Origin of the sequence: Limnohabitans sp. Rim8 (assembly GCF_945901735.1) — a bacterium.
Taxonomy (GTDB): Bacteria; Pseudomonadota; Gammaproteobacteria; order Burkholderiales; family Burkholderiaceae_C; genus Limnohabitans_A.
Genome location: NZ_CAMDLM010000028.1, coordinates 20,124 through 41,181, shown reverse-complemented (window position 1 = coordinate 41,181; position 21,058 = coordinate 20,124). Strand labels below are relative to the sequence as shown.

Below are 21,058 nucleotides of genomic sequence, written 5' to 3'. Positions count from 1 at the left end.
AATCCCTCTATGAAATCGCTGCACGATGTGCCTGCACCGGCCAAACTGAATTTGTTTTTGCACGTCACGGGCCGTCGCCCCGATGGGTACCATGAACTGCAATCGGTCTTCATGCTGATCGACTGGTGCGACACGCTTCATTTTGAAAAGCGGCCCGGTGGTGCCATCAGCCGCGAAGACCTCACCCTCGCCCTGCCCGCCCAGGACCTGATCACCCGCGCAGCGCAGCTGCTGCAGAACCACACCGGCTGCACCGATGGCGTGCACATTGCTGTTGAAAAACAAATCCCCGCGCAAGCGGGCATGGGCGGCGGCTCCTCCGATGCGGCCACTTGCCTGCTGGCACTCAACCGCTTGTGGGGTTTGAAAATCAAACTGCCCACGTTGGAAAAGTTGGGACTTCAACTGGGCGCAGACGTGCCATTTTTCCTGCGCGGGCACAACGCCTGGGTCGAAGGCGTGGGAGAAAAAATCACCCCCATCGAACTGCCCGCCGCCCAGTTTTGGGTGGTCAAGCCGCCCCAAGGCATCGATACCTCTCAAATTTTTGCCCACCCAGACCTCAAACGCGACACAAACGCTGCTACAATGTCGAACTTCGCTGCAGAGACATATGACTTCGGTCAGAATGACCTGCAATCCGTTGCACAGGCTTTGTGCCCCGGTGTTGAGCAAGCCCTTCAAGCCCTCAACCAAGCCGGTCTCAAATCCAGAATGACGGGTTCCGGCAGTGCCGTGTTTGCCCATTGCATGGACAGCACCACGAAAGTTACGGTCCCTGACCTCTTTCTGGCCCGGCTTTGCAGTAATTTGGAAGCTCATCCCTTGCAAGCTTGGGCATCCAGCGATAGTTGATCGGTCGATCGCTGTTTCAGTGGTCAACCCGTGTAGGGGAGTCGCCAAGTTGGTTAAGGCACTGGATTTTGATTCCAGCATGCGAAGGTTCGAGTCCTTCTTCCCCTGCCAAATACGTTCATTCGTACAGGCCCCTTTATCTGATCGCTGGAATGCCCATGCAGCCTGCTTCACTCCCCCCAGAATTCATGCTGTTCACCGGCAATGCCAATCCCGTGTTGGCCGCCGAAATTGCCAAATGCCTGGGCACACAACTCGGTGCCGTCGATGTGGGCCGCTTCTCGGACGGCGAAGTCACCGTCGAACTCAAGCAAAACGTCCGTGCTCGTGAAGTGTTTGTGGTTCAGTCCACCTGCGCACCGACCAACGAAAACCTGATGGAACTGCTGATCATGGTCGACGCGTTCAAACGCGCATCGGCTGGTCGCATCAGTGCCGTCATCCCTTATTTCGGTTACGCCCGCCAAGACCGTCGCCCACGCTCGACCCGTGTGCCGATCTCTGCCAAGGTGGTGGCCAACATGCTGCAGGCTGTGGGTGTGGACCGCGTCCTGACCATGGACTTGCACGCTGACCAAATTCAAGGCTTTTTTGACATCCCGGTCGACAACATTTACGCGTCCCCCGTGCTACTGGGTGATCTGCGCCAGAAAAATTACGAAGACCTGATTGTCGTCTCCCCTGATGTGGGCGGCGTCGTGCGCGCTCGCGCACTGGCCAAGCAACTCGGTTGCGACCTGGCCATCATCGACAAACGCCGCCCCAAAGCCAATGTGTCTGAAGTCATGCACGTGATTGGCGAGATCGAAGGCCGCAACTGCGTGATCATGGACGACATGATCGACACCGCAGGCACCTTGGTCAAAGCCGCCGAAGTGCTCAAAGAGCGCGGCGCCAAAAAAGTTTACGCCTATTGCACACACCCGATCTTTTCGGGTCCGGCCATCGAACGCATCGCCAAGGGCGAAGCACTCGACGAAGTCGTGGTCACCAACACCATACCGCTGACGTCAGAAGCCGCAGCGTGCACCAAGATTCGCCAACTCTCCGTGGCTCCGCTGATCGCCGAAACGATCAACCGGATTGCCCATGGCGAGTCGGTGATGAGCCTTTTTTCCGATCAAACCTGATCGGAAAGAGGCCTTTAGCGGCCAGCCGTCCTGATGGACTGGCTGGCTTTTTTGAGTCAGGGTCGCACTGGTCGCGGTGGACCCCATAAGGAGAAATGTATGAAATTCGTCGCTTTTGAGCGCGCCAAGCAGGGTACGGGTGCGAGCCGCCGTCTCCGCAATTCCGGTCGCACACCTGGCATCGTTTACGGTTCCACATCGGCGCCCCAACTTATCGAGCTGGACCACAACGCTTTGTGGCACGCCCTGAAAAAGGAAGCCTTCCACGCTTCGATTCTGGACATGGAATTCAACGGTCAGTCCAGCAAAGTGTTGCTGCGTGACTACCAAATGCACCCCTACAAACAATTGGTGCAACACATCGACTTCCAGCGCGTCGACGCCAACACCACTTTGCACATGAAAGTGCCATTGCACTTCAGTGGCCAAGACGAGTCTGAAGCGGTCAAAACCGACAAGTGCACGATCACCCATGTGGCCACTGAGATCGAAGTCGCTTGCCTGCCCGCCAACCTGCCCGAATTCATCGCGGTGGACCTGAAGGGCCTGACCAAGGGTGTGTCTTTGCATCTGAACGACATCACCTTGCCTGCAGGCTGCAAGGCCGTCACCCACGGCAAGAAAAACCCGGTCCTCGTGTCCGTGGTAGCGCCTGTAGAAGAAGTTGTGGCAGCCCCCGTGGCCGCTCCTGTGGAAGCCAAAGGCAAGGGCAAAGGCAAGAAGTAATCTTCTGGCTCGGGCTTTCAAGCCCTGCTCTTTCAAGGCCCGCGCAAGCGGGCCTTTTGCTTTGTGCCCATGCGTGGCCGCTGCGTAGCCCGCAGCAAGGATAATCTCGCACCATGATCAAACTGCTTGTCGGCCTGGGCAACCCGGGCAACGAATACGAAGACACCCGGCACAACGCCGGTTTTTGGTGGATCGATGCCATCGCCCGCGAACTCAAGGTCTCGTTGGTGCCGGAGCGCAGCTACCACGGCCTGGTGGCCCGCACCACGGTTGGCGGCCAGACCATTTGGTTGCTGGAACCGCAGACCTACATGAACCTGTCAGGCAAGTCGGTGAGCGCCCTGGCCAGGTTCTTCAAAATCCAACCGCAAGAGATTCTGGTGGCACACGACGAACTCGACATCGTGCCGGGCGAGGCCAAACTCAAACTCGGTGGCAGCCACGCTGGCCACAACGGCCTGCGCGACATCCATGCCCAACTGGGCACGGCCGACTATTGGCGGCTGCGCATTGGCGTGGGCCACCCGGGCGACAAGGCCGAAGTGGTCAGCTGGGTTTTAAAGAAGCCGATGCTGGAGCACCGCAAAGCCATCGACGACAGCATCCACCGCGCGGTGTTGGCTTTGCCGCTTTTGTTGACGGGGGAGATGGAAAAAGCGATGGTGAAAATTCATACCAGCAAGCCCCCCAGGCCCAAACCACCCAGGCCGCCCAAAGCAGAACCCGCACCCACGACCGAACCCGGTGAGCAGCGCTGAAGCTTATGCCTCACTGCCCCTGCAGCCGTCGGTATTTGGCCCAGAGCGACTCTTGGTTTTCTGCGTGCTGCGGGTTGATTGGAATACAAGCCACGGGGCAGACCTGCACACATTGCGGCTCGTCAAAATGACCCACGCATTCTGTGCATTTGGACGGATCGATTTCGTAAATTTCTTCACCCAGATAAATCGCCTGATTCGGGCATTCGGGCTCACACACATCGCAGTTGATGCATTCGTCGGTGATCATCAGTGCCATGGCTGGGGCTCCGCAAAGGTCTGCATCGGGGTCATGCCCGGATTATCGGCCACAGGTCCGAGCCCGAGAAAGTGCAGGGCTGTTACAGACCCCTGGGCCTCGCATCCCCAATGACCCCACAAGCTGCACCGTCCCGGCAGCATGCGCCTAAAATGGAAGGCATGATGAACGCCGACCTGCACTGCCACTCCGTCATCTCTGACGGCACCCTCACCCCCGAAGCCCTTGCCGAACGCGCCAAAACCAACGGCGTGGAACTGTGGGCGCTGACCGATCACGACGAGGTGGGCGGTCAGGAGCGCGCCTTGGCCGCTGCCCGAGCGCAAGGTCTGCCCTACCTCACAGGCACTGAAATTTCGGTCACCTTTGCCCACCAGACGGTGCACATTGTGGGCCTGGGTTTCGACGCGCACAACAGCGCTTTGGTGGCAGGCCTGCGCCGCACCCGAGGCGGCCGCAGTGAACGCGCCCAGGAAATGTCGGATGGCCTGGCCAAAGTCGGCATCCTCAACTGCTACGAGGGCGCGCTGCGCTATGTTGGCAACCCTGAATTGATTTCACGCACCCACTTTGCGCGGCACCTGGTCGACACAGGCGTGTGCAGCGACACCTCGGAAGTGTTTCGCAAATACCTGACCGAGGGCAAACCCGGCTTCGTGCCGCACCGCTGGGCACGCCTGCAGGAAGCGGTGCAATGGATCACCGATGCCGGCGGCATGGCCATCATCGCCCACCCGGCGCGCTACGGCTTCAGTCCCAACGAGGAGTACGCCCTGTTCAGTGAATTCAAAGCGCACGGTGGGCGCGGCGTCGAAGTCATCACCGGGAGCCACTCGTCTCCTGAAGCAGTGCGCTACGCAGAAACCGCACTCGAATTCAACTTGGCCGCCTCTCGTGGCAGTGACTTTCACAGCCCCGACGAAAGCCGCATCGACTTGGGTACCCTGCCCTTCTTGCCGGGCCAACTGACCCCTGTTTGGGAACTGCTGACTGACCGCGTTCAGTGAATTCGGTCAAGGCCACTGCGCTGCACGGCATCGGTTTTGCCGTTCTGGCCACCGCGTGCTTTGCCACGCTGGACACCACCACCCGGCATGTCAGCGCGGGCCTGTCGGTGCTGGTAGCGCTGTGGTTTCGCTACGCCATTCAGGCCGTCATCACTACGGTTGTCGTCTTGCCAGGTCGTGGCCGCCAAATCTTGCGCACCCAGCACCCGCGCTTTCAATTGGCGCGAGGCCTGCTGCTGTTTGCCTGCAGCATCCTGGCCTTTTTGAGCCTCAAGTACATGCCTGTGGGCGAATTCACCGCCATCACGCTGCTGGCTCCCTTGGTCATCACCTTGCTGGCGGCCTGGATGCTCAAAGAAAGAATTCGCCCGCTGCGCTGGTTGCTGGTGCTGGGCGGCTTCATCGGCACTCTGATCATCATCCGTCCCGGCAGCCAGCATTTTGACTGGACTGTGCTCTTGCCCCTGATGTTGGTAGGTACCAACTCTGCATTTCAGCTGCTGACCAGCAAAATGTCCAAAACCGAAGACCCCATCACCACCCACTTTTACACCGGCTGGATCGGCACGGCCTTGGCCACCCTCATGCTGCCTTTTGTCTGGGAAATGCCCAGCGACTGGACCGTCTGGCTCCAATTGCTCTTGATGGGCCTGCTCGCCTCGATTGGGCACTTTCTGTTGATTCTGGCCTACGGCCGCGCCCCGGCAGCCACCCTCACGCCCTACATGTACAGCCAGATTGGTTTTGCCGTGCTGGGCGGCTGGGTGGTGTTTAACCACCTGCCCGACCAATGGACTTTTGCAGGCATGGGCCTGGTCGCACTGTGTGGGGCTTTGGGGGCTTGGCTCACGCTGCGAGAGAACCGCGTCGCCATCCAGGCAGCACAATCCTGAGTCTTCGCTCTTGCATTGCGGGGTTTTGGCCTCTTCTGTATCGCATACTGCTCATTACCGACCCTTGACTGTCGTGACCCATGGCCCAGTTTTTCAGCGTTCACCCCGACAACCCGCAAGCGCGTTTGCTCAAGCAAGCCGTGCAACTGCTCAACCAAGGCAGTGTGCTGGCCGTGCCCACCGACTCCAGTTACGCCTTGGTCTGCCACCTGGACGATAAAACCGCTGCCGACCAATTGCGCCGCATCCGCGCTGTGGACGAGAAACACCACCTGACGCTGCTGTGCCGCGACCTGAGCGAGTTGGCCAACTATGCGCGGGTGGACAACCGGCAGTTTCGGGCCATCAAACAAGCTACTCCTGGGCCTTTCACCTTCATTTTGGAAGCCACCAAGGAAGTGCCGCGCCGGTTGAGCCACCCGCAACGCAAAACCATCGGCCTGAGAGTGCCCGAGCACAAAGTGCTGCAGGAACTGCTGTCCCTGCACGGCGCGCCGCTTTTGGCCGCCACACTCATCATGCCCGGCGAAGCGCTGCCGCTGAACGACCCAGAAGAAATACGAAAACGGCTGGAACACCAAGTGGGTGCGGTCATCGATGCTGGGGCCTGCTCTTTGGAGCCCACCACCGTCATCGACATCACCGGCGACGAACCCGAAGTGCTGAGGCTCGGTCAAGGGGACCCGGCACTGCTGGGCCTTTGACTTGGCGCAACAGGCAGCGCCCACACGGACCCTGCCGCGCACCGCCAAAGGCCTGAACAGCGGTCACTGATCCCAGAAACAAAAACCCTGCAGCAGCGCAGAGGCCACAGCAGGGTCAAGCCAGAACGGACTGCGAGAATTACTTCAAGTCACCTGCCAAGCTGGCCAGTGTGTCTGGGGAAACATCGATGTGAGAGGGGTAGTGTGTGTGGTCACAGCCCATCTTGACGCCAGCACCGGCCTTGACCGCAGCCGACATGTCAGGCCTCAGTTCGAAGCGCACAAAGTGCACCGCAGAGGTTTTTTCATCGGTCTCGCGGTCCAAGTCTTCGTCGGCAATCGCATAGACGCGCCCATGACCTTCCACCTCGACAAACATGCGGTCTTCCACACCGATCAGCTTGGCCAGCTCGCGCTTGCGTTCGTTGATGTCGGTGTACTCGATCATCATGGTGGCCTTCCAGTTGGTGCCGTCTGGCACCAGCGGGGCATAGGCCTCGATCTCTTGCAGGATGCCCTCTTCTTCGAAAACTTTTTCAATGCGCAGCATTTCCTGAATCTGGTAGCGGATGGTGGTTTCGCTCTCGAACTGCATGTTGATGTGCTCGCCCAGCCGCACGCTGCGCAGTTTGCGGTGAGCGATCACCTCGGGTTTGTGGACTTTGCGCCACTTGGTGTAAGCCTCCAAAGACATCAAGGTCTCGGGTGTGATTTTTCCGGTCAGTTGCATGGCAGTGTTCCTTATTTCAGACCGTAGGCTTTGCGCACCAAGGTCAAGGGGTGATTCAATTCTGGAGCGCCCAGGCCATTGACCTCAAAGCCTTGGGCAATGTGGTGGCCGCCCAGCGGGCAGTCGGAGCTGATGAAGTCGGGCTTGGAGCCATCTTTCATGGTGGCCATGGCCTTGAACACCGGTTTACCGATCTTCATGGCCATCTCGTGTGAGCCTTTTTTCACGCCATAGGTGCCAGCGTGGCCCGAGCAGCGCTCTATGGTGTTGATCTGGGTGTCCGGGATCATCTTGAGCATTTCCTCAGTTTTCTTGCCGATGTTTTGCACCCGTCCGTGGCAAGGGATTTGGTAACTCACATTGCCCAGTTTTTGTGGGAATTCGGTCTTGAGCAAGCCGTCGCGCTTGCGGGCCATGAAGTATTCAAACGGGTCCCACATGGCGTCTTTGACCAATTGGGTGTCGGCGCAGTCCGGGAACATCAATGGAATCTCTTGCTTGAACATGAGCGCGCAGCTGGGCACCGCCGCCATGATGGCAAAGCCGTCTTTGGCGTACTTGGCAAGCACCGGGATATTGGCTTCTTTGGAGTCCTTGACCGAGTCCAGATCGCCCAACTCCAGCTTGGGCATGCCGCAGCATTTTTCTTTCTCGACCAGCACGTACGGAATGGCGTTGTGGTCGAGAATCTTCAACAAGTCGTGACCGATGCCGGGCTCGTTGTAGTTGATGTAGCAAGTGGAATAGATCGCCACTTTGCCCGGTGTTTTCTCGCCATCCACCACGTTGACCGACTGGGCATCAGGGGCACTGGAACGGAATTTTTTTGTGGCCAAAGAAGGCAGCCAGGCGTTTTTGTCCACGCCCGCCACGCTTTCCATGACGCTGCGCGCCACTTCGGTTTTGTTGATGGCATTGATGGCTTGCACCACGATCGGGATGCCCGCAAAAGAGCCATGGGTGTCGGTGGAGGCCAAAAACTTTTCGGCCGCGCCCACTTCGCCTTTTTTGAACTTGATGGCTTTGGCGCGCAACATGGTGTGCGGGAAGTCTAGGTTCCACTCGTGCGGTGGCGTGTAGGGGCACTTGGTCATGTAGCACAGGTCGCACATGAAGCACTGGTCCACCACTTTCCAGTAATCCTTCTTGTCCACACCATCAACTTCCATGGTGCTGCTCTCGTCCACCAGGTCAAACAAGGTAGGGAAAGAGCCACACAAGCTCACGCAGCGACGGCAACCGTGGCAGATGTCAAAAATGCGCTCGAGTTCGTCAAAGCACTTTTCTTCGTTGTAGAAGTCCGGGGTCTCCCAAGCCAGCGCGTGCCGGGTGGGGGCTTCGAGGTTGCCTTCTTTGGCCATGTGGTGCTCCATAGGGAATTTTGTCGGGTTTTTCTGAAGACTCTGCAGCCAGAGCCCTGAGAAAAACCCGCTGCACCTTTCAGCGCAGCGGGCTGAAGAAACGGGGGGAATCAATCCACCATTTCGTTCAAAGCTTTCTGAAAGCGGTTGGCGTGTGAACGCTCAGCCTTGGCCAGAGTCTCGAACCAGTCAGCGACTTCGTCGAAACCTTCTTCGCGGGCGGTTTTGGCCATGCCAGGGTACATGTCGGTGTACTCGTGGGTTTCGCCAGCCACAGCCGAAGCCAGGTTGTCGCGTGTCGGGCCGATGGGCATGCCGGTGGCTGGGTCGCCGGATTGCTCCAAGAACTCCAGGTGACCGTGGGCGTGACCTGTCTCACCTTCAGCGGTGGAACGGAACAGGGCTGCCACGTCGTTCTGACCTTCAACGTCAGCTTTGTTCGCGAAGTACAAATAGCGACGGTTGGCCTGTGATTCGCCTGCGAAGGCGTCTTTCAGGCATTGTTCCGTGCGCGAGCCTTTGAGTGCTGCCATGGATATCTCCTAGTGGGGTTAAACGTGAGGTTGCCCTGGCAAAATCGCCAGAGACGGCGTAGGTTAACTCTGTACCACCCAGTCTGCCCAATAGATTGATGCAATGGCATTGATTGGCCAATGCTATTGAATGACTTGTTTGATAAATATCTGCTAATCAGGCATGCCCTGTCTTTCTGCGAGAGCGCCCACGGGTGACAATCCCGAAAACCGGGCTGCCAGATACAAATAAGGCTTGAAGGGCTGGGTAAAATCAGCGCTTTGGGCCAAACAAGGCCCCACGCGGCATCTGCTGAGCTGCCGTTTTCATTTTGCAAAGTCCGCCATGAGCATCGCCCCCGCCGTCCCCGTCGAACAACCCGGCTTGAACAGCCTGTCCAAATCGTTCGAACCCGCCGCCCTGGAAGCCCATTGGGGCCCCGAATGGGAAAAACGCGGCTACGGCGTGGCCGGTTTCCGGGGCACGGGTGCACCTGCGGCGCAAGCGCCGGCCTTTGCCATCCAGCTGCCGCCGCCCAACGTGACCGGCACCCTTCACATGGGCCATGCCTTCAATCAGACCATCATGGACTCGTTGACCCGCTACCACCGCATGTCAGGGTTCAACACCGCCTGGATTCCAGGCACCGACCACGCCGGCATTGCCACGCAGATCGTGGTGGAGCGCCAGCTGCAGGCCCAAGGCATCAGCCGCCACGACATGGGCCCCACACCTGCCGAAGCACGCAAGAACTTTGTGAGCAAGGTCTGGGAATGGAAAGAAGAGTCCGGCAGCACCATCACCAGCCAGATGCGCCGCATGGGTGACAGCGTGGACTGGAGCCGCGAATACTTCACGATGGACCCCAAGCTGTCCAAAACCGTGACCGAAACTTTTGTGCAGCTGTACGAGCAAGGCCTGATCTACCGTGGCAAACGCTTGGTCAACTGGGACCCAGTGCTGATGAGCGCGGTGTCTGACCTGGAAGTCGAGAGCGAGGAAGAAGAAGGCTCGATGTGGCACATCCGCTATGACCTGGCCGATGGCAGTGGCAGCGTGACCGTGGCCACCACCCGGCCCGAAACCCTGCTGGGCGACGTGGCCGTGATGGTGCACCCTGAAGACGAACGTTACAGCGCCCTGATTGGCAAACAGGTCAACCTGCCTTTGTGCGGTCGCACCATCCCGGTGATTGCCGACGATTACGTGGACAAAGCCTTCGGCACCGGCGTGGTCAAGGTCACACCCGCGCACGACACCAACGACTACCAAGTCGGCCAGCGCCACAAGCTGGACCTGATTTGCGTGCTCAACCTCGATGCAACGATCAACAGCAACGCGCCCGAGAAATACCGCGGCATGGACCGCTTTGTGGCCCGCAAAGCCGTGGTGACCGACCTGGAAGCCGCAGGCGCTTTGGTCGAGGTGAAGAAACACAAGCTCATGGTGCCCCGTTGCGCCCGCACCGGCCAGGTGATCGAGCCCATGCTGACCGACCAGTGGTTCGTGGCCATGAACCAAGTCGGTCAAGGCGACGCCACCGGAAAAAGCATTGCGCAAAAAGCCATCGACGCGGTGCAAACCGGCGAAGTGCGCTTTGTGCCCGAGAACTGGGTCAACACCTACAACCAGTGGATGAACAACATCCAGGACTGGTGCATCAGTCGCCAGCTGTGGTGGGGCCACCAGATTCCCGCTTGGTACGACGAAGACGGCAAAGTCTATGTGGCGCGCAACGAAGAAGAAGCGCAAGCCCAAGCGCCGGGTAAGACCCTGAGGCGTGACGACGACGTGCTCGACACCTGGTACTCCAGCGCGCTGGTTCCCTTCAGCACCATGGGTTGGGGCAACGACGGGGAGAACGCCAACGCCAAAGCCAACAACAGCCAAAGCGACTACGACCTCTACCTCCCCAGCAGCGTCCTCGTGACAGGCTACGACATCATCTTCTTCTGGGTCGCCCGGATGATCATGATGACCACCCACTTCACCGGCAAAGTGCCCTTCAAACACGTCTACATCCATGGCCTGGTGCTCGACGCCCAAGGCAAAAAGATGAGCAAGTCCGAGGGCAACGTGCTGGACCCCGTCGATTTGATCGATGGCATCACGCTCGAACCCCTGCTGGACAAACGCACCCAAGGCTTGCGCAAGCCGGAGACCGCACCGAAGGTGCGCAAGCAAACTGAAAAAGAATTCCCCGAAGGCATTCCGGCCTATGGCGCGGATGCCCTGCGCTTCACCTTTGCGGCGCTGGCCAGCCTGGGCCGCAGCATCAACTTTGACTCCAAGCGCTGCGAAGGCTACCGCAACTTCTGCAACAAGCTGTGGAACGCCACCCGCTTCGTGCTGATGAACTGCGAAGGCCAAGACTGCGGTTTGAAAAAGCACACCAAAGAAGAATGCCAACCCGGTGGCCCGGCGCACGGCTACATGGACTTCAGCCAAGCCGACCGCTGGATCAGCTCGCAACTGCAGCGCGTCGAAGCCGAAGTAGCCAAAGGTTTTGCCGAGTACCGCTTGGACAACGTGGCCAACACGATCTACGACTTTGTGTGGAACGAGTTTTGCGACTGGTACCTCGAAATCGCCAAGGTGCAGATCAACACCGGCAACGAGGCGCAGCAACGCGCCACTCGCCGCACCCTGATCCGCACACTCGAGACCATCATGCGTTTGGCGCACCCCATCATCCCTTTCATCACCGAAGAGCTCTGGCAAAAAGTGTCGGTGGTCGCAGGTCTTCCAGGTGAGTCGGTCAGCATCGCGGCCTACCCCGTGGGCCAACCCGATCGCATCGACGAAGCCGCCGAGGCCCATGTGGCCAAACTCAAGACACTGGTGGACGCCTGCCGCAACCTGCGCGGTGAGATGAACGTCTCGCCCGCTACCCGCATGCCCCTGTACGTGCTGGGCGACACCGCCTTCATGCAAGGCGCCGCGCCGGTCTTGCAGTCACTGGCCAAACTGAGCGAAGTCAAAGTGTTTGACACCGAAGCCGAGTGGGTGGCCGCAGCCCAAGCCGCCCCCGTGGCCGTGGTGGGCGAAGCGCGCCTGTGCCTGTTCATCGAAGTCGATGCCGCCGCAGAAAAAATTCGCCTGACCAAAGAAGCCGCTCGCCTTGAAGGCGAAATCACCAAGGCCAACGCCAAGCTCGGCAACGAAGCCTTTGTGGCCAAAGCGCCACCAGCGGTGATCGACGAAGCCAAGAAACGCGTCGCCGACTTCGGTGACACGCTCGACAAAATCCGCCAGCAACTGCAACGCCTGGGCTGAAACCCCACTTGGACAAGGAACCGACCATGAGCCACAACGTCATCCGCAAAGCCGTGTTCCCCGTCGCGGGCCTGGGCACCCGCTTTTTGCCCGCCACCAAAGCCGCACCCAAAGAGATGCTGCCGATCGTGGACAAGCCGCTGATTCAGTACGCGGTGGAAGAAGCCTACACGGCAGGCGTACGGCACATGATTTTTGTCACGGGGCGCAGCAAGCGGGCCATTGAGGACCACTTTGACACCGCTTACGAGCTCGAGAGCGAACTTGAAGCGGCACACAAAGACGAGTTGCTTGCCTTGGTTCGTTCGGTGCAACCCGACGACATGGTTTGCGCTTATGTGCGGCAAAACCGCATGCTGGGCCTGGGCCACGCCGTGCTGTGCGCCGAGCCGCTGGTGGGCAACGAGCCGTTTGCAGTGCTGCTGGCCGACGATTTGATGGTCAATGCAGGCCCGTCCATCTTGTCCCAGATGGTTGACGCTTACACCAAGCAAGGCCGGTCGGTCTTGGCCGTGCAAGAAGTAGCGCTCGATCAGGTCAGGCGCTACGGCATCGTGGCCGGTGAATCTGCGGGTCGCCAGCTGATTCGCGTCGAGCAAATTGTGGAAAAACCCAGCCCCGACAAAGCCCCCTCACGCATGGGCGTGGCCGGTCGTTACATCCTGACGCCGGGCATTTTTGACGAGATCCGCAACCAGCCCACGGGCGTGGGGGGGGAAATCCAGCTGACCGATGCGATTGCCCGCTTGATGCAACGCGAAGCGGTCTATGCCTTCCAGTACGAAGGCAAGCGCTACGACTGCGGCAGCAAGGAAGGATTTTTGGAAGCCACGGTGGAGCTGGCTTTGCAGCACCCGCAGGTGGGCGCGTCTTTCCGTGAGTACCTCAAGGGTTTGAGCCTGTAAAAAGAATCAGCGGCGCTTGAGGCCAAAGACAAAGCTGGTTTCGGTTTTTTCCTGCATCACCAACTCATTGCCCGTCTGGCGGGCAAAAGCCTCGAAATCTCGCCAAGCACCTGGGTCGGTGGCGATCACCTTGAGCACTTGGCCGCTGACCATCTCATTCAAAGCCTTCTTGGCTTTCAAAATCGGCAACGGGCAGTTCAGCCCGCTGGTGTCAATTTCCTTGTCAATGTGCATCATGTGCCCTGATTCACTTCCTGGCTTTGTGCAGCACGCTCTTCCCAAGTCATGAATTTCGGCTCAATGCCGATGGTTCGCAGCCAATCGCCCAATGCGTAACCGGTGCCCGCGGGCCAGCAAATCAAATCCTGAAAATCAAACATCTTGTACTCGACCAACTCGGGCGACAAACGCACCTCGCCCTCGGCCACCGCATGGTAAGCAATGATCACCTGGTTCATCCGCTGAAAATCGTACGCACCGATCAGCTTGAGGGCCGTCACCTTCAGGTTGGTTTCTTCGGCGATCTCGCGCGAGATGCCTTCTTCGGGGGTTTCGCCCGCCTCCATGAAGCCGGTGATCAGCGCAAAGCGCCGGCCCGGCCAGGCCGCATTGCGGGCCAGCAAAATCTGGTCACCCACCTGCACAATGCCCGCCAAAACGGGCGTGGGGTTGTTCCAGTGGGTGAAGTCGCAGGCGGTGCAACGCAGGCGCATCGTTTCGCCTCCGTCTTCCATTTGAGAGAGCCAGGCCAAAGGACTGGCACACATCGGACAAAAACGGTATTCAGCCATGGGGCATCCTCAAATCAGGCGGGGAAAACGCCCGTAGACAAATAACGGTCACCGCGGTCGCACACGATGAACACAATGGTGGCGTTCTGCGCCGTCTTGGCCACCTGCTGGGCCACCCAGCAAGCACCTGCAGCGGAGATGCCCGCAAAAATGCCTTCGGTCCGCGCCATCTGGCGGCAGGTCTCTTCGGCATCGTTTTGACTGACATAAACCAGCTCATCCACATGGCTGGGATCGTAAATTTTGGGCAAGTACTCTTGCGGCCACTTGCGGATGCCCGGAATGCGCGAGCCCTCGCTGGGCTGCGCGCCCACGATGCGGATCGCCGGGTTCTTTTCTTTCAGAAAACGCGACACGCCCGTGATGGTGCCGGTGGTGCCCATGGCACTCACGAAATGGGTCACTTTGCCGCCCGTCTGCTCCCAAATCTCGGGACCCGTGGTTTCGTAGTGGATGCGCGGGTTGTCGGCGTTGGCAAACTGGTCCAGGATGCGGCCCTTGCCTTGCGCTGCCATGTTGTCGGCCAGGTCGCGGGCGTATTCCATGCCCCCGCTTTTGGGCGTGAGGATCAGCTCAGCACCAAAGGCCTTCATGGTCTGGGCCCGCTCGATGGACAAGTCCTCTGGCATTATCAAGACCATGCGGTAGCCCTTGATGGCTGCGGCCATGGCCAGGGCGATGCCGGTGTTGCCCGACGTCGCCTCAATCAGGGTGTCACCCGGCTTGATCTCGCCGCGCTCTTCGGCCCGGCGGATCATGGACAAAGCCGGTCGGTCCTTGACCGAGCCCGCCGGGTTGTTGCCCTCGAGCTTGCCCAAAATCACATTGCCACGCGCAGCGCAATCGGCTGCCCCCAGGCGTTGCAAAGCCACCAAAGGTGTTTTGCCGATCGCATCTTCAATGGTTGGATAAATCATCCCATTAATGTGCCATAATTCACGGCTTCACAAATACCGCCCGGGTGGTGAAATTGGTAGACTCAGGGGACTCAAAATCCCCCGCCGCAAGGCGTGCCGGTTCGAGTCCGGCCCCGGGCACCAGACCAAAGCCGCAAGTTCAACGAACTTGCGGCTTTTTTCTTTGGCGCTTCACACGCTTGCCGTCCCATCAATCGATCCCCGCACTCCACCGGTCGTTCCAGTTGCGCTCAATCTGCCTACGGTCGCGTTTGGTGGGGCGGCCTTGCTCAATGCTCAGCGCTGGCTCGCGGGACAAGCGGTGTTGCTCGGTGGCTTTTTGGCGGGCCTCGGTACTTTCTGGCGTTTCTTCGTACAGCAATTGGGCCACAGGTGCCGGGCCACGCGTACCGCTCACGCCCAGGACCCGCACCGTGCGCTCCAGCGCGCCTTGGCGCAGGCGCACTGTGTCGCCGGCTTTGACTTCGCGCGAGGCCTTGGCGTCCTGCCCATTGACCTGCACGCGGTTCTTGCCGATTTCTTCGCTGGCGATGCTGCGGGTCTTGAAAAAACGTGCGGCCCACAGCCATTTGTCAATGCGCAAGGAATTCATCGCAGAGGGTCCACAAAATATCAGATCAGCTGGCCTTGCGGGCTCAGGCCATCGCGCACATGCGGGTATTGCAGTTTGAGCCGCAGCTCCTGCTTCATGCGCGTGTTGTCCAACCGCCGGGACTCGCTCATGAAACTCAGCAGCATCAAGGGCAGGGTTGAGCTGGCTTGGTCGCGCGGCAGGCGGGGCGGTTTGGGCAGACCGAACAAGCCGGCGGCCAAATCAAAATAGTCGCCCATTTTCAGATCGGTGTCGTCCGTGACGTTGACCACACGCTGGGGTTTGCCGCGCCACAGCGCTGCCACACAAGCGCGTGCCAGGTCGTTGGCGTGGATGTGGTTGGTGAACACATCGTCTTTGGCCGCCAACACCGGTGTGCCCTTGAGCAAGCGCTCACGGGGCGTTCCGCCTTCTCGATCGGCCGCGTAGATACCGGGAATGCGCAACACGCTCACCCGCACACCGCTGCGCCCCAAAAACCGCATCAGGTTTTCTGCATCCACACGGCGCTGGGCGCGTGGCGTGTGGGGATTCACAGTCCGAGTTTCATCCACACGCTGCCCGCCGCAGTCACCGTACACACCCGTGGTTGAACCGTACACCAGCGCCAACGGGGGCGTGCGCAAACGCAAAGCGCGCACCAGCACCAAGCTGCGCGGATCACGCTCGGACGCGCCCGCACGATCGGTCGGCGGTGGAGCCAGGTGAATCACGCGGTGGGCGATGCCCGCCAAACGTTGAATGCTCGCGGGATCGTCCAGGTTGCCTTGTAAAGGCGTGATGCCGCAAGCGCGCAGCAAACGCACGCGATCAGGCGAAGAAGTCAACGCCATCAGGCGCACACGTTGGCTTTGCGGTGCCCCCAGCTGGCCCGCCGTGCGCAGCCCCACATCGCCACAGCCCACGATCAGAACACGCTGACGGCGAAAGCGTGCGGGCAATGCGCCCAGGGGGGTTTGGTTTGAAGGCAAAATCAGGGGTTCCGGGTCAATTGCAACCCCTCAAGGATACCCAAAAGATGAGCTTTCAGATTTCCGTGCAGCCCAGTGGCCGCAGCTTCACCGCCGATGCCAACGAAACCCTGCTTGCCGCAGGCATCCGCCAGGGCATCGGCCTGCCTTATGGCTGCAAGGACGGCGCTTGCGGTTCATGCAAGTGCAAAAAAGTTTCGGGCACGGTGGTGCACGGGCCGCACCAGTCCAAAGCCCTGAGCGACGAAGAGGAAGCCCAAGGTTTGGTGCTGACCTGCTGCGCCACGGCCCAAAGCGATGTGGTGCTCGAGTCCAAACAAGTCACCGCTGAAGGCGGATTGCCTGTGAAAAAGATGCCTGTGCGGGTGGTCAGCCTGGAGAAAAAATCACACGATGTGATTGTGCTGAAACTGCAACTGCCTGCCAACGATGTGATGAAGTTCCACGCCGGTCAGTACATCGAGTTTTTGCTACGCGACGGTTCACGCCGCAGCTACAGCATGGCGAACGCCCCGCACACCCTGGAGGTGGCACCGCCCACGGTGGAACTGCACATCCGCCACATGCCCGGCGGCAAGTTCACCGACCCGGTGTTCAGCACCATGAAGGAAAAAGACATCCTGCGGGCCGAAGGCCCATACGGCAGTTTTTACCTGCGCGAGGACAGCGACAAACCCATCGTGCTGCTGGCCTCGGGCACGGGCTTTGCGCCCATCAAGGCGCTGATCGAGCACATGCAACACCGCGGCATCACCCGCCCGGCCACGCTTTATTGGGGCGGCCGCCGTCCAGCCGACCTGTACATGGCCGATTGGGTGCAGGCCCGCCTGGCCGAGATGCCCCAGCTGCGCTATGTGCCCGTGATCTCGAATGCCGAAGCGCAAGACCAGTGGAGCGGCCGCACCGGCTTTGTGCACCAGGCGGTGCTGCAAGACTTTCCCGATCTGTCGGGCCACCAGGTCTACGCCTGCGGCGCGCCCATCGTGGTGGACTCGGCCAAGCGCGACTATGCGGCGCAAGGCGGTTTGCCTGAAGAAGCGTTCTTCGCCGACTCGTTCACCTCCGAGGCTGACAAAGCCAAAGCCTGAAACCCCTCTTCCTGGAGCCCCTCATGACCTTGATTACCCGTCGCCAATTCACTGCCGCCTCAATCGCCCTGTCGGCTCCGGCCTGGGCTCAGGGCAAAACGATCCGCATCATCGTGCCCTATGCACCGGGTGGCCCCATCGACGTCACGGCGCGCGCCTTGGCAGAACGCGTGAAAGACAGTCTGGGCACGGTGATCATTGAAAACCGCCCCGGCGCGGGCGGCAATCTGGGTGCGGACCTGGTGGCCAAAGCCGCGCCAGATGGCCTGACGATCGGTATAGCGGCCGTCGCCACGCACGCCATCAACCCCTGGCTGTTTGCCAAGATGCCTTACGACGCCAGCCGCGACTTTGCGCCCATCACGCAAATGCTGCGCGTGCCCAATGTGCTGGTGATGAACGCCGAAACCGCACAGCGCCTGAAGATCAACGCCCTGGCCGACTTGGTGGCTTACGCCAAGGCCAATCCCGCCAAGCTGAACTTTGGCTCCGGTGGCAACGGCAGCGCGGGGCATTTGGCGGGTGAAATGTTCAAACGCGCTGCAGGCATTTTTGCGGTGCACATTCCCTACAACGGCGGCAACCCCGCGCAGCTGGCCTTGTTGTCGGGGCAGGTCGACTTCAACTTCGACAACCTGGCCACGGCTGCGGCCAACATCAAGGCTGGCCGCCTCAAAGCCTTGGCTGTCACCACCACTCAGCGCAGCAACGCCCTGCCCGATATCCCGAGCATGAGCGAAACCCTGAAAGACTTTTCGATCGACACTTGGTGGGGTTTGGTGGCGCCTGCGGCGACGCCCCGCGATGTGGTGGACCGCCTGAACAAGGCTTTTGTGGCCGCGCTGCAAACCCCTGAGACCAAAACACGCTTTGCCCAACTGATGGCCGAACCCGTGGGCAACACGCCTGAGCAGTTTGGGGCGTTCATGAAAACAGAATTGACCCGTTACGAAAGAGTGGTCAAGGCCAGCGGCGCTCGGGTGGACTGATCACTCGCCCAAATAAGCAGCGCGCACTTTAGGGTCTGCCAGCATGTCCTTGCCCACGCCGGTCATAGTGATGAGGCCCGAGTCCATCACATAACCGCGATTGGCAATCGCCAGCGCACGGCTGGCGTTTTGCTCCACCAGCAGCACCGTGACGCCCTGGGCGTACACATCGCGCACCACCTCGAAGATCTTGTCGACCATGATGGGTGACAAACCCATGGAAGGTTCGTCCAGCAGCAAGACCTTGGGGCGGCTCATCAGGGCACGGCCCATGGCCAGCATTTGCTGCTCGCCACCGGACATGGTGCCCGCCAGCTGGTCTTTGCGCTCGCGCAGGCGCGGGAAGATGTTGAAAGTCTTCTCGATGTCGTCGGCAATGCCTGCGGTGTCTGAGCGGATGTACGCGCCCATTTGCAGGTTCTCGGTGATGGACATGCGGGTGAACACGCCACGACCCTCGGGCACCATGGCCAGGCCTTGTTTGACCAAATCCCAAGGACCTTGGCCTTTGATGCTTTTGCCCAAGTACTCAATGTCCCCCGCCTGCAAAGGCAAGGTGCCGGTGATGGCTTTCATGGTGGTGGTTTTGCCCGCACCGTTGGATCCAATCAGCGAGACGAGTTCACCTTCCCGCACCTCCAGGCTCACGCCTTTGACGGCCTGAATGCCGCCGTAGCCGACTTGCAGGTCTTTGACTTTCAACAGAACATTGGCCATCTCAGTGCCCTCCCGTGCCCAGATAGGCCTCAATCACTTTGTCATTTTTCTGCACATCGGCAGGCGTGCCTTCGGCAATCTGCTTGCCGTAGTCCAGCACCGTGACGCGGTCACACAAACCCATCACCAGCTTCACATCGTGCTCGATCAGCAAGATGGTGCGGTTGTCTTTGCGGATCTGATCGATCAACTCGCGCAACTGAATTTTCTCGGTCGCGTTCATGCCGGCAGCGGGTTCGTCCAGCGCAATCAGTTGCGGGTCAGTGGCCAAGGCGCGGGCGATTTCCAGGCGGCGCTGGTCGCCATAGGACAGCGTGCGGGCTTTGTAATCGGCGTATTTGCCGATGCCCACGTAATCGAGCAACTCTTGCGCACGCTTTGCAATCGCAGCCTCTTCGGCCTTGAAGCCGGGCGTGCGGAAAATCGCGCCCAGCAAACCCGAATGGGTGCGCACATGGCGGCCCACCATCACGTTTTCGAGGGCGGTCATTTCGGCGAACAAGCGGATGTTCTGGAACGTGCGGGCAATGCCCGCCTTGGCCACTTCGTGCACGGCCGTAGGTTGGTAGGGCTTGCCTGCCAGCTCAAAAGTGCCGCTGTCTGGCGTGTAGAGGCCCGTGATCACATTGAAAAACGTGGTCTTGCCTGCGCCGTTGGGGCCGATCAGGCCATAGACCTGACCGCGCTGGATGGTGATGCCCACGTCAGACAGGGCTTGCAGACCACCGAAGCGCTTGGAAATGCCCGAAACATGGAGGACCGTGTCTTGGTTGGCGGTTGGATTCATGGTCTGCTCCTTCATTTCGTCGTGAGCGATTTGCCATGCTCAGGCGAAGGCCACAGCCCGCGTGGCCGCATCAACATGATCACGATCATGGCCAGAGCCACCAACAACTGACGCAAGATGGCCGCGTCGAGGCGCCCCCCGGTCATCTCCTGCAAGGGGCCAGCCACATAGCGCAACACCTCGGGCAAAGCCGACAACAAGATCGCGCCCAAAATCACGCCGGGCAAATAGCCCAAGCCGCCCAAAACCACCATGGCCACGATCATCACCGACTCCATCAGGCTGAAAGACTCGGGCGAGATGAAGCCTTGAAAACCTGCAAACATGGCTCCCGACACGCCGCCAAACGTGGCACCCATGCCAAAAGCCAGCAGCTTGAGGTTGCGGGTGTTCAGCCCCATGGCCTTGGCGGCGACTTCGTCTTCACGGATCGCCATCCAGGCGCGGCCGATGCGGGAGACCTCCAGGCGGTGCGAGATCACAACCGTGATCAACACCAGACTCAGGAACAGGTAGTAGTACAGCGAGACCGAGGCGATTTCGAAGTCGCCAATCATCAGTTTTTGACCCAGGTTCACACCAAAGATCGAAATGGGATCGATCTGGGATAAGCCCTTGGGGCCGTTGGTGATGTTCACCGGGTGGTCCAGGTTGTTCATGAACACACGGATGATTTCACCAAAACCCAAGGTCACGATGGCCAAATAGTCGCCACGCAACTTGAGCGTGGGCGCCCCCAGCAGCATGCCGAACAATCCCGCCAAAGCCGCAGCCACAGGCAAAATCAGCCAAATGGGCATGTGCATGCCCGTGGGGTAGGCGGCAGCAATCCATGCGAAGGTGTTGGTCAGATGCGGTGACGACAGCAGGCCGTACATGTAGGCCCCCACCGCGAAAAAAGCCACATAACCCAGGTCCAGCAGACCCGCGTAGCCCACCACGATGTTCAGCCCAACTGCCAGCAGGATGTAGAGCAAAGCCATGTCGGCGATGCGCACCCAGGCGTTGCCGAAAATTTGCAGGATCAGGGGCAAGGCGATGAGCGCCGCACCGATCAGGATGTATTGAAGTGTCTTGTTGTTTTTCATG

23 protein-coding genes and 2 tRNA genes are annotated in these 21,058 nt (G+C 59.7%); 13 read left to right on the top strand and 12 right to left on the bottom strand.

What is annotated here, in order from left to right:
- Window positions 1–9 precede the first annotated feature (9 nt).
- The 5 genes from ispE (at window position 10) to pth (ending at window position 3,469) form a co-directional block, all read left to right on the top strand.
- The gene (ispE, locus tag Q0O99_RS13515) at window positions 10–855 is read left to right on the top strand and encodes a 4-(cytidine 5'-diphospho)-2-C-methyl-D-erythritol kinase (protein WP_293752393.1); all 846 of its coding nucleotides are present in this window, start codon (window positions 10–12) and stop codon (window positions 853–855) included.
- 34 nt (window positions 856–889) lie between these two features.
- Window positions 890–966 (top strand) — tRNA-Gln (locus Q0O99_RS13510).
- A gap of 41 nt (window positions 967–1,007) precedes the next feature.
- Window positions 1,008–1,985: a ribose-phosphate pyrophosphokinase gene (locus Q0O99_RS13505; RefSeq protein ID WP_293752391.1), complete on the top strand. Its 978-nt coding sequence runs from the start codon at window positions 1,008–1,010 to the stop codon at window positions 1,983–1,985.
- Between the two features lie 99 nt (window positions 1,986–2,084).
- Entirely contained in the window at window positions 2,085–2,711 is a 627-nt protein-coding gene (locus tag Q0O99_RS13500) for a 50S ribosomal protein L25/general stress protein Ctc (protein ID WP_293752389.1), read from the top strand.
- A gap of 113 nt (window positions 2,712–2,824) precedes the next feature.
- Entirely contained in the window at window positions 2,825–3,469 is a 645-nt protein-coding gene (gene pth / locus Q0O99_RS13495; RefSeq protein WP_293752387.1) for an aminoacyl-tRNA hydrolase, read from the top strand.
- A 10-nt stretch (window positions 3,470–3,479) separates the two neighbouring features.
- Here pth and Q0O99_RS13490 read toward each other — a convergent pair whose 3' ends face one another.
- Complete coding sequence (locus tag Q0O99_RS13490; RefSeq protein WP_293752385.1) at window positions 3,480–3,728, bottom strand: YfhL family 4Fe-4S dicluster ferredoxin; 249 nt, start codon at window positions 3,726–3,728, stop codon at window positions 3,480–3,482.
- A 152-nt stretch (window positions 3,729–3,880) separates the two neighbouring features.
- On the opposite strand from Q0O99_RS13490, the gene Q0O99_RS13485 reads away from it, so the two are divergent.
- The 3 genes from Q0O99_RS13485 to Q0O99_RS13475 all read left to right on the top strand — a co-directional run bounded on the left by Q0O99_RS13485 (window position 3,881) and on the right by Q0O99_RS13475 (window position 6,332).
- Window positions 3,881–4,735, top strand: a complete 855-nt coding sequence (locus Q0O99_RS13485) for a 3',5'-nucleoside bisphosphate phosphatase (protein ID WP_293752423.1) — start codon at window positions 3,881–3,883, stop codon at window positions 4,733–4,735.
- Window positions 4,732–5,628: a DMT family transporter gene (locus tag Q0O99_RS13480; RefSeq protein ID WP_293752383.1), complete on the top strand. Its 897-nt coding sequence runs from the start codon at window positions 4,732–4,734 to the stop codon at window positions 5,626–5,628. Before Q0O99_RS13485 ends, Q0O99_RS13480 begins: the two co-directional genes overlap by 4 nt.
- A gap of 80 nt (window positions 5,629–5,708) precedes the next feature.
- Complete coding sequence (locus tag Q0O99_RS13475; RefSeq protein ID WP_293752381.1) at window positions 5,709–6,332, top strand: L-threonylcarbamoyladenylate synthase; 624 nt, start codon at window positions 5,709–5,711, stop codon at window positions 6,330–6,332.
- 139 nt (window positions 6,333–6,471) lie between these two features.
- Here Q0O99_RS13475 and Q0O99_RS13470 read toward each other — a convergent pair whose 3' ends face one another.
- The 3 genes from Q0O99_RS13470 to Q0O99_RS13460 form a co-directional block, all read right to left on the bottom strand.
- The gene (locus Q0O99_RS13470) at window positions 6,472–7,062 is read right to left on the bottom strand and encodes a DUF3501 family protein (protein WP_293752379.1); all 591 of its coding nucleotides are present in this window, start codon (window positions 7,060–7,062) and stop codon (window positions 6,472–6,474) included.
- Window positions 7,063–7,073: 11 nt separating this feature from the next.
- Window positions 7,074–8,423 carry a heterodisulfide reductase-related iron-sulfur binding cluster gene (locus Q0O99_RS13465; RefSeq protein ID WP_293752421.1) on the bottom strand — a complete coding sequence of 450 codons (1,350 nt, stop codon included), beginning with the start codon at window positions 8,421–8,423 and terminating at the stop codon, window positions 7,074–7,076.
- A 110-nt stretch (window positions 8,424–8,533) separates the two neighbouring features.
- Window positions 8,534–8,956: a rubrerythrin family protein gene (locus Q0O99_RS13460; RefSeq protein WP_108351487.1), complete on the bottom strand. Its 423-nt coding sequence runs from the start codon at window positions 8,954–8,956 to the stop codon at window positions 8,534–8,536.
- A 325-nt stretch (window positions 8,957–9,281) separates the two neighbouring features.
- Between Q0O99_RS13460 and Q0O99_RS13455 the strand changes: the two genes are divergently transcribed.
- Window positions 9,282–12,212: a valine--tRNA ligase gene (locus Q0O99_RS13455; protein WP_293752376.1), complete on the top strand. Its 2,931-nt coding sequence runs from the start codon at window positions 9,282–9,284 to the stop codon at window positions 12,210–12,212.
- Window positions 12,213–12,238: 26 nt separating this feature from the next.
- Complete coding sequence (gene galU / locus Q0O99_RS13450) at window positions 12,239–13,117, top strand: UTP--glucose-1-phosphate uridylyltransferase GalU (RefSeq protein ID WP_293752374.1); 879 nt, start codon at window positions 12,239–12,241, stop codon at window positions 13,115–13,117.
- Between the two features lie 6 nt (window positions 13,118–13,123).
- On the opposite strand, the gene Q0O99_RS13445 is transcribed toward galU, so the two are convergent.
- Genes Q0O99_RS13445 through cysM form a run of 3 tightly spaced genes read right to left on the bottom strand, consistent with a single transcriptional unit; the run spans window position 13,124 to window position 14,825 of the window.
- Window positions 13,124–13,351: a sulfurtransferase TusA family protein gene (locus Q0O99_RS13445; RefSeq protein ID WP_293752419.1), complete on the bottom strand. Its 228-nt coding sequence runs from the start codon at window positions 13,349–13,351 to the stop codon at window positions 13,124–13,126.
- Window positions 13,351–13,908 (bottom strand): NUDIX domain-containing protein, encoded by a 558-nt coding sequence (locus tag Q0O99_RS13440; RefSeq protein WP_293752372.1) that lies wholly within the window; start codon window positions 13,906–13,908, stop codon window positions 13,351–13,353. Before Q0O99_RS13440 ends, Q0O99_RS13445 begins: the two co-directional genes overlap by 1 nt.
- A 14-nt stretch (window positions 13,909–13,922) precedes the next feature.
- Window positions 13,923–14,825 (bottom strand): cysteine synthase CysM, encoded by a 903-nt coding sequence (cysM, locus tag Q0O99_RS13435; protein ID WP_293752371.1) that lies wholly within the window; start codon window positions 14,823–14,825, stop codon window positions 13,923–13,925.
- 38 nt (window positions 14,826–14,863) lie between these two features.
- On the opposite strand from cysM, the gene Q0O99_RS13430 reads away from it, so the two are divergent.
- Window positions 14,864–14,948 (top strand) — tRNA-Leu (locus Q0O99_RS13430).
- Window positions 14,949–15,015: 67 nt separating this feature from the next.
- On the opposite strand, the gene Q0O99_RS13425 is transcribed toward Q0O99_RS13430, so the two are convergent.
- Window positions 15,016–15,417 carry an RNA-binding S4 domain-containing protein gene (locus Q0O99_RS13425; RefSeq protein WP_293752369.1) on the bottom strand — a complete coding sequence of 134 codons (402 nt, stop codon included), beginning with the start codon at window positions 15,415–15,417 and terminating at the stop codon, window positions 15,016–15,018.
- 20 nt (window positions 15,418–15,437) lie between these two features.
- Complete coding sequence (locus Q0O99_RS13420) at window positions 15,438–16,388, bottom strand: SDR family oxidoreductase (protein ID WP_293752367.1); 951 nt, start codon at window positions 16,386–16,388, stop codon at window positions 15,438–15,440.
- Window positions 16,389–16,435: 47 nt separating this feature from the next.
- Here Q0O99_RS13420 and Q0O99_RS13415 point away from each other — a divergent pair, with 47 nt between their 5' ends.
- Together Q0O99_RS13415 and Q0O99_RS13410 are read left to right on the top strand one after the other, a co-directional pair.
- Window positions 16,436–17,476 carry a CDP-6-deoxy-delta-3,4-glucoseen reductase gene (locus tag Q0O99_RS13415; RefSeq protein ID WP_293752365.1) on the top strand — a complete coding sequence of 347 codons (1,041 nt, stop codon included), beginning with the start codon at window positions 16,436–16,438 and terminating at the stop codon, window positions 17,474–17,476.
- Window positions 17,477–17,499: 23 nt separating this feature from the next.
- Window positions 17,500–18,465: a tripartite tricarboxylate transporter substrate binding protein gene (locus Q0O99_RS13410; RefSeq protein WP_293752364.1), complete on the top strand. Its 966-nt coding sequence runs from the start codon at window positions 17,500–17,502 to the stop codon at window positions 18,463–18,465.
- Here the strand turns inward: Q0O99_RS13410 and Q0O99_RS13405 are convergent, their stop codons facing one another.
- From Q0O99_RS13405 to Q0O99_RS13395, 3 genes are read right to left on the bottom strand one after another with little or no spacing between them, the layout of a single operon-like run.
- Window positions 18,466–19,182, bottom strand: coding sequence for an ABC transporter ATP-binding protein (locus tag Q0O99_RS13405; RefSeq protein ID WP_293752363.1), 717 nt, complete (start codon window positions 19,180–19,182; stop codon window positions 18,466–18,468). It abuts the gene before it with no gap.
- A 1-nt stretch (window position 19,183) separates the two neighbouring features.
- Window positions 19,184–19,969 (bottom strand): ABC transporter ATP-binding protein, encoded by a 786-nt coding sequence (locus tag Q0O99_RS13400; RefSeq protein WP_293752362.1) that lies wholly within the window; start codon window positions 19,967–19,969, stop codon window positions 19,184–19,186.
- A gap of 11 nt (window positions 19,970–19,980) precedes the next feature.
- Entirely contained in the window at window positions 19,981–21,057 is a 1,077-nt protein-coding gene (locus tag Q0O99_RS13395; RefSeq protein WP_293752361.1) for an ABC transporter ATP-binding protein, read from the bottom strand.
- Window position 21,058 lies beyond the last annotated feature (1 nt).

Bases quoted from the DNA above. Each gene is read 5' to 3' on its own strand.
- ispE (WP_293752393.1), top strand. From the start codon at position 10: ATGAAATCGCTGCACGATGTGCCTGCACCGGCCAAACTGAATTTGTTT.
- Q0O99_RS13505 (WP_293752391.1), top strand. From the start codon at position 1,008: ATGCCCATGCAGCCTGCTTCACTCCCCCCAGAATTCATGCTGTTCACC.
- Q0O99_RS13500 (WP_293752389.1), top strand. From the start codon at position 2,085: ATGAAATTCGTCGCTTTTGAGCGCGCCAAGCAGGGTACGGGTGCGAGC.
- pth (WP_293752387.1), top strand. From the start codon at position 2,825: ATGATCAAACTGCTTGTCGGCCTGGGCAACCCGGGCAACGAATACGAA.
- Q0O99_RS13490 (WP_293752385.1), bottom strand. From the start codon at position 3,728: ATGGCACTGATGATCACCGACGAATGCATCAACTGCGATGTGTGTGAG.
- Q0O99_RS13485 (WP_293752423.1), top strand. From the start codon at position 3,881: ATGGAAGGCATGATGAACGCCGACCTGCACTGCCACTCCGTCATCTCT.
- Q0O99_RS13475 (WP_293752381.1), top strand. From the start codon at position 5,709: ATGGCCCAGTTTTTCAGCGTTCACCCCGACAACCCGCAAGCGCGTTTG.
- Q0O99_RS13470 (WP_293752379.1), bottom strand. From the start codon at position 7,062: ATGCAACTGACCGGAAAAATCACACCCGAGACCTTGATGTCTTTGGAG.
- Q0O99_RS13465 (WP_293752421.1), bottom strand. From the start codon at position 8,423: ATGGCCAAAGAAGGCAACCTCGAAGCCCCCACCCGGCACGCGCTGGCT.
- Q0O99_RS13460 (WP_108351487.1), bottom strand. From the start codon at position 8,956: ATGGCAGCACTCAAAGGCTCGCGCACGGAACAATGCCTGAAAGACGCC.
- Q0O99_RS13455 (WP_293752376.1), top strand. From the start codon at position 9,282: ATGAGCATCGCCCCCGCCGTCCCCGTCGAACAACCCGGCTTGAACAGC.
- galU (WP_293752374.1), top strand. From the start codon at position 12,239: ATGAGCCACAACGTCATCCGCAAAGCCGTGTTCCCCGTCGCGGGCCTG.
- Q0O99_RS13445 (WP_293752419.1), bottom strand. From the start codon at position 13,351: ATGCACATTGACAAGGAAATTGACACCAGCGGGCTGAACTGCCCGTTG.
- Q0O99_RS13440 (WP_293752372.1), bottom strand. From the start codon at position 13,908: ATGGCTGAATACCGTTTTTGTCCGATGTGTGCCAGTCCTTTGGCCTGG.
- cysM (WP_293752371.1), bottom strand. From the start codon at position 14,825: ATGATTTATCCAACCATTGAAGATGCGATCGGCAAAACACCTTTGGTG.
- Q0O99_RS13425 (WP_293752369.1), bottom strand. From the start codon at position 15,417: ATGAATTCCTTGCGCATTGACAAATGGCTGTGGGCCGCACGTTTTTTC.
- Q0O99_RS13415 (WP_293752365.1), top strand. From the start codon at position 16,436: ATGAGCTTTCAGATTTCCGTGCAGCCCAGTGGCCGCAGCTTCACCGCC.
- Q0O99_RS13410 (WP_293752364.1), top strand. From the start codon at position 17,500: ATGACCTTGATTACCCGTCGCCAATTCACTGCCGCCTCAATCGCCCTG.
- Q0O99_RS13405 (WP_293752363.1), bottom strand. From the start codon at position 19,182: ATGGCCAATGTTCTGTTGAAAGTCAAAGACCTGCAAGTCGGCTACGGC.
- Q0O99_RS13400 (WP_293752362.1), bottom strand. From the start codon at position 19,969: ATGAATCCAACCGCCAACCAAGACACGGTCCTCCATGTTTCGGGCATT.
- Q0O99_RS13395 (WP_293752361.1), bottom strand. From the start codon at position 21,057: ATGAAAAACAACAAGACACTTCAATACATCCTGATCGGTGCGGCGCTC.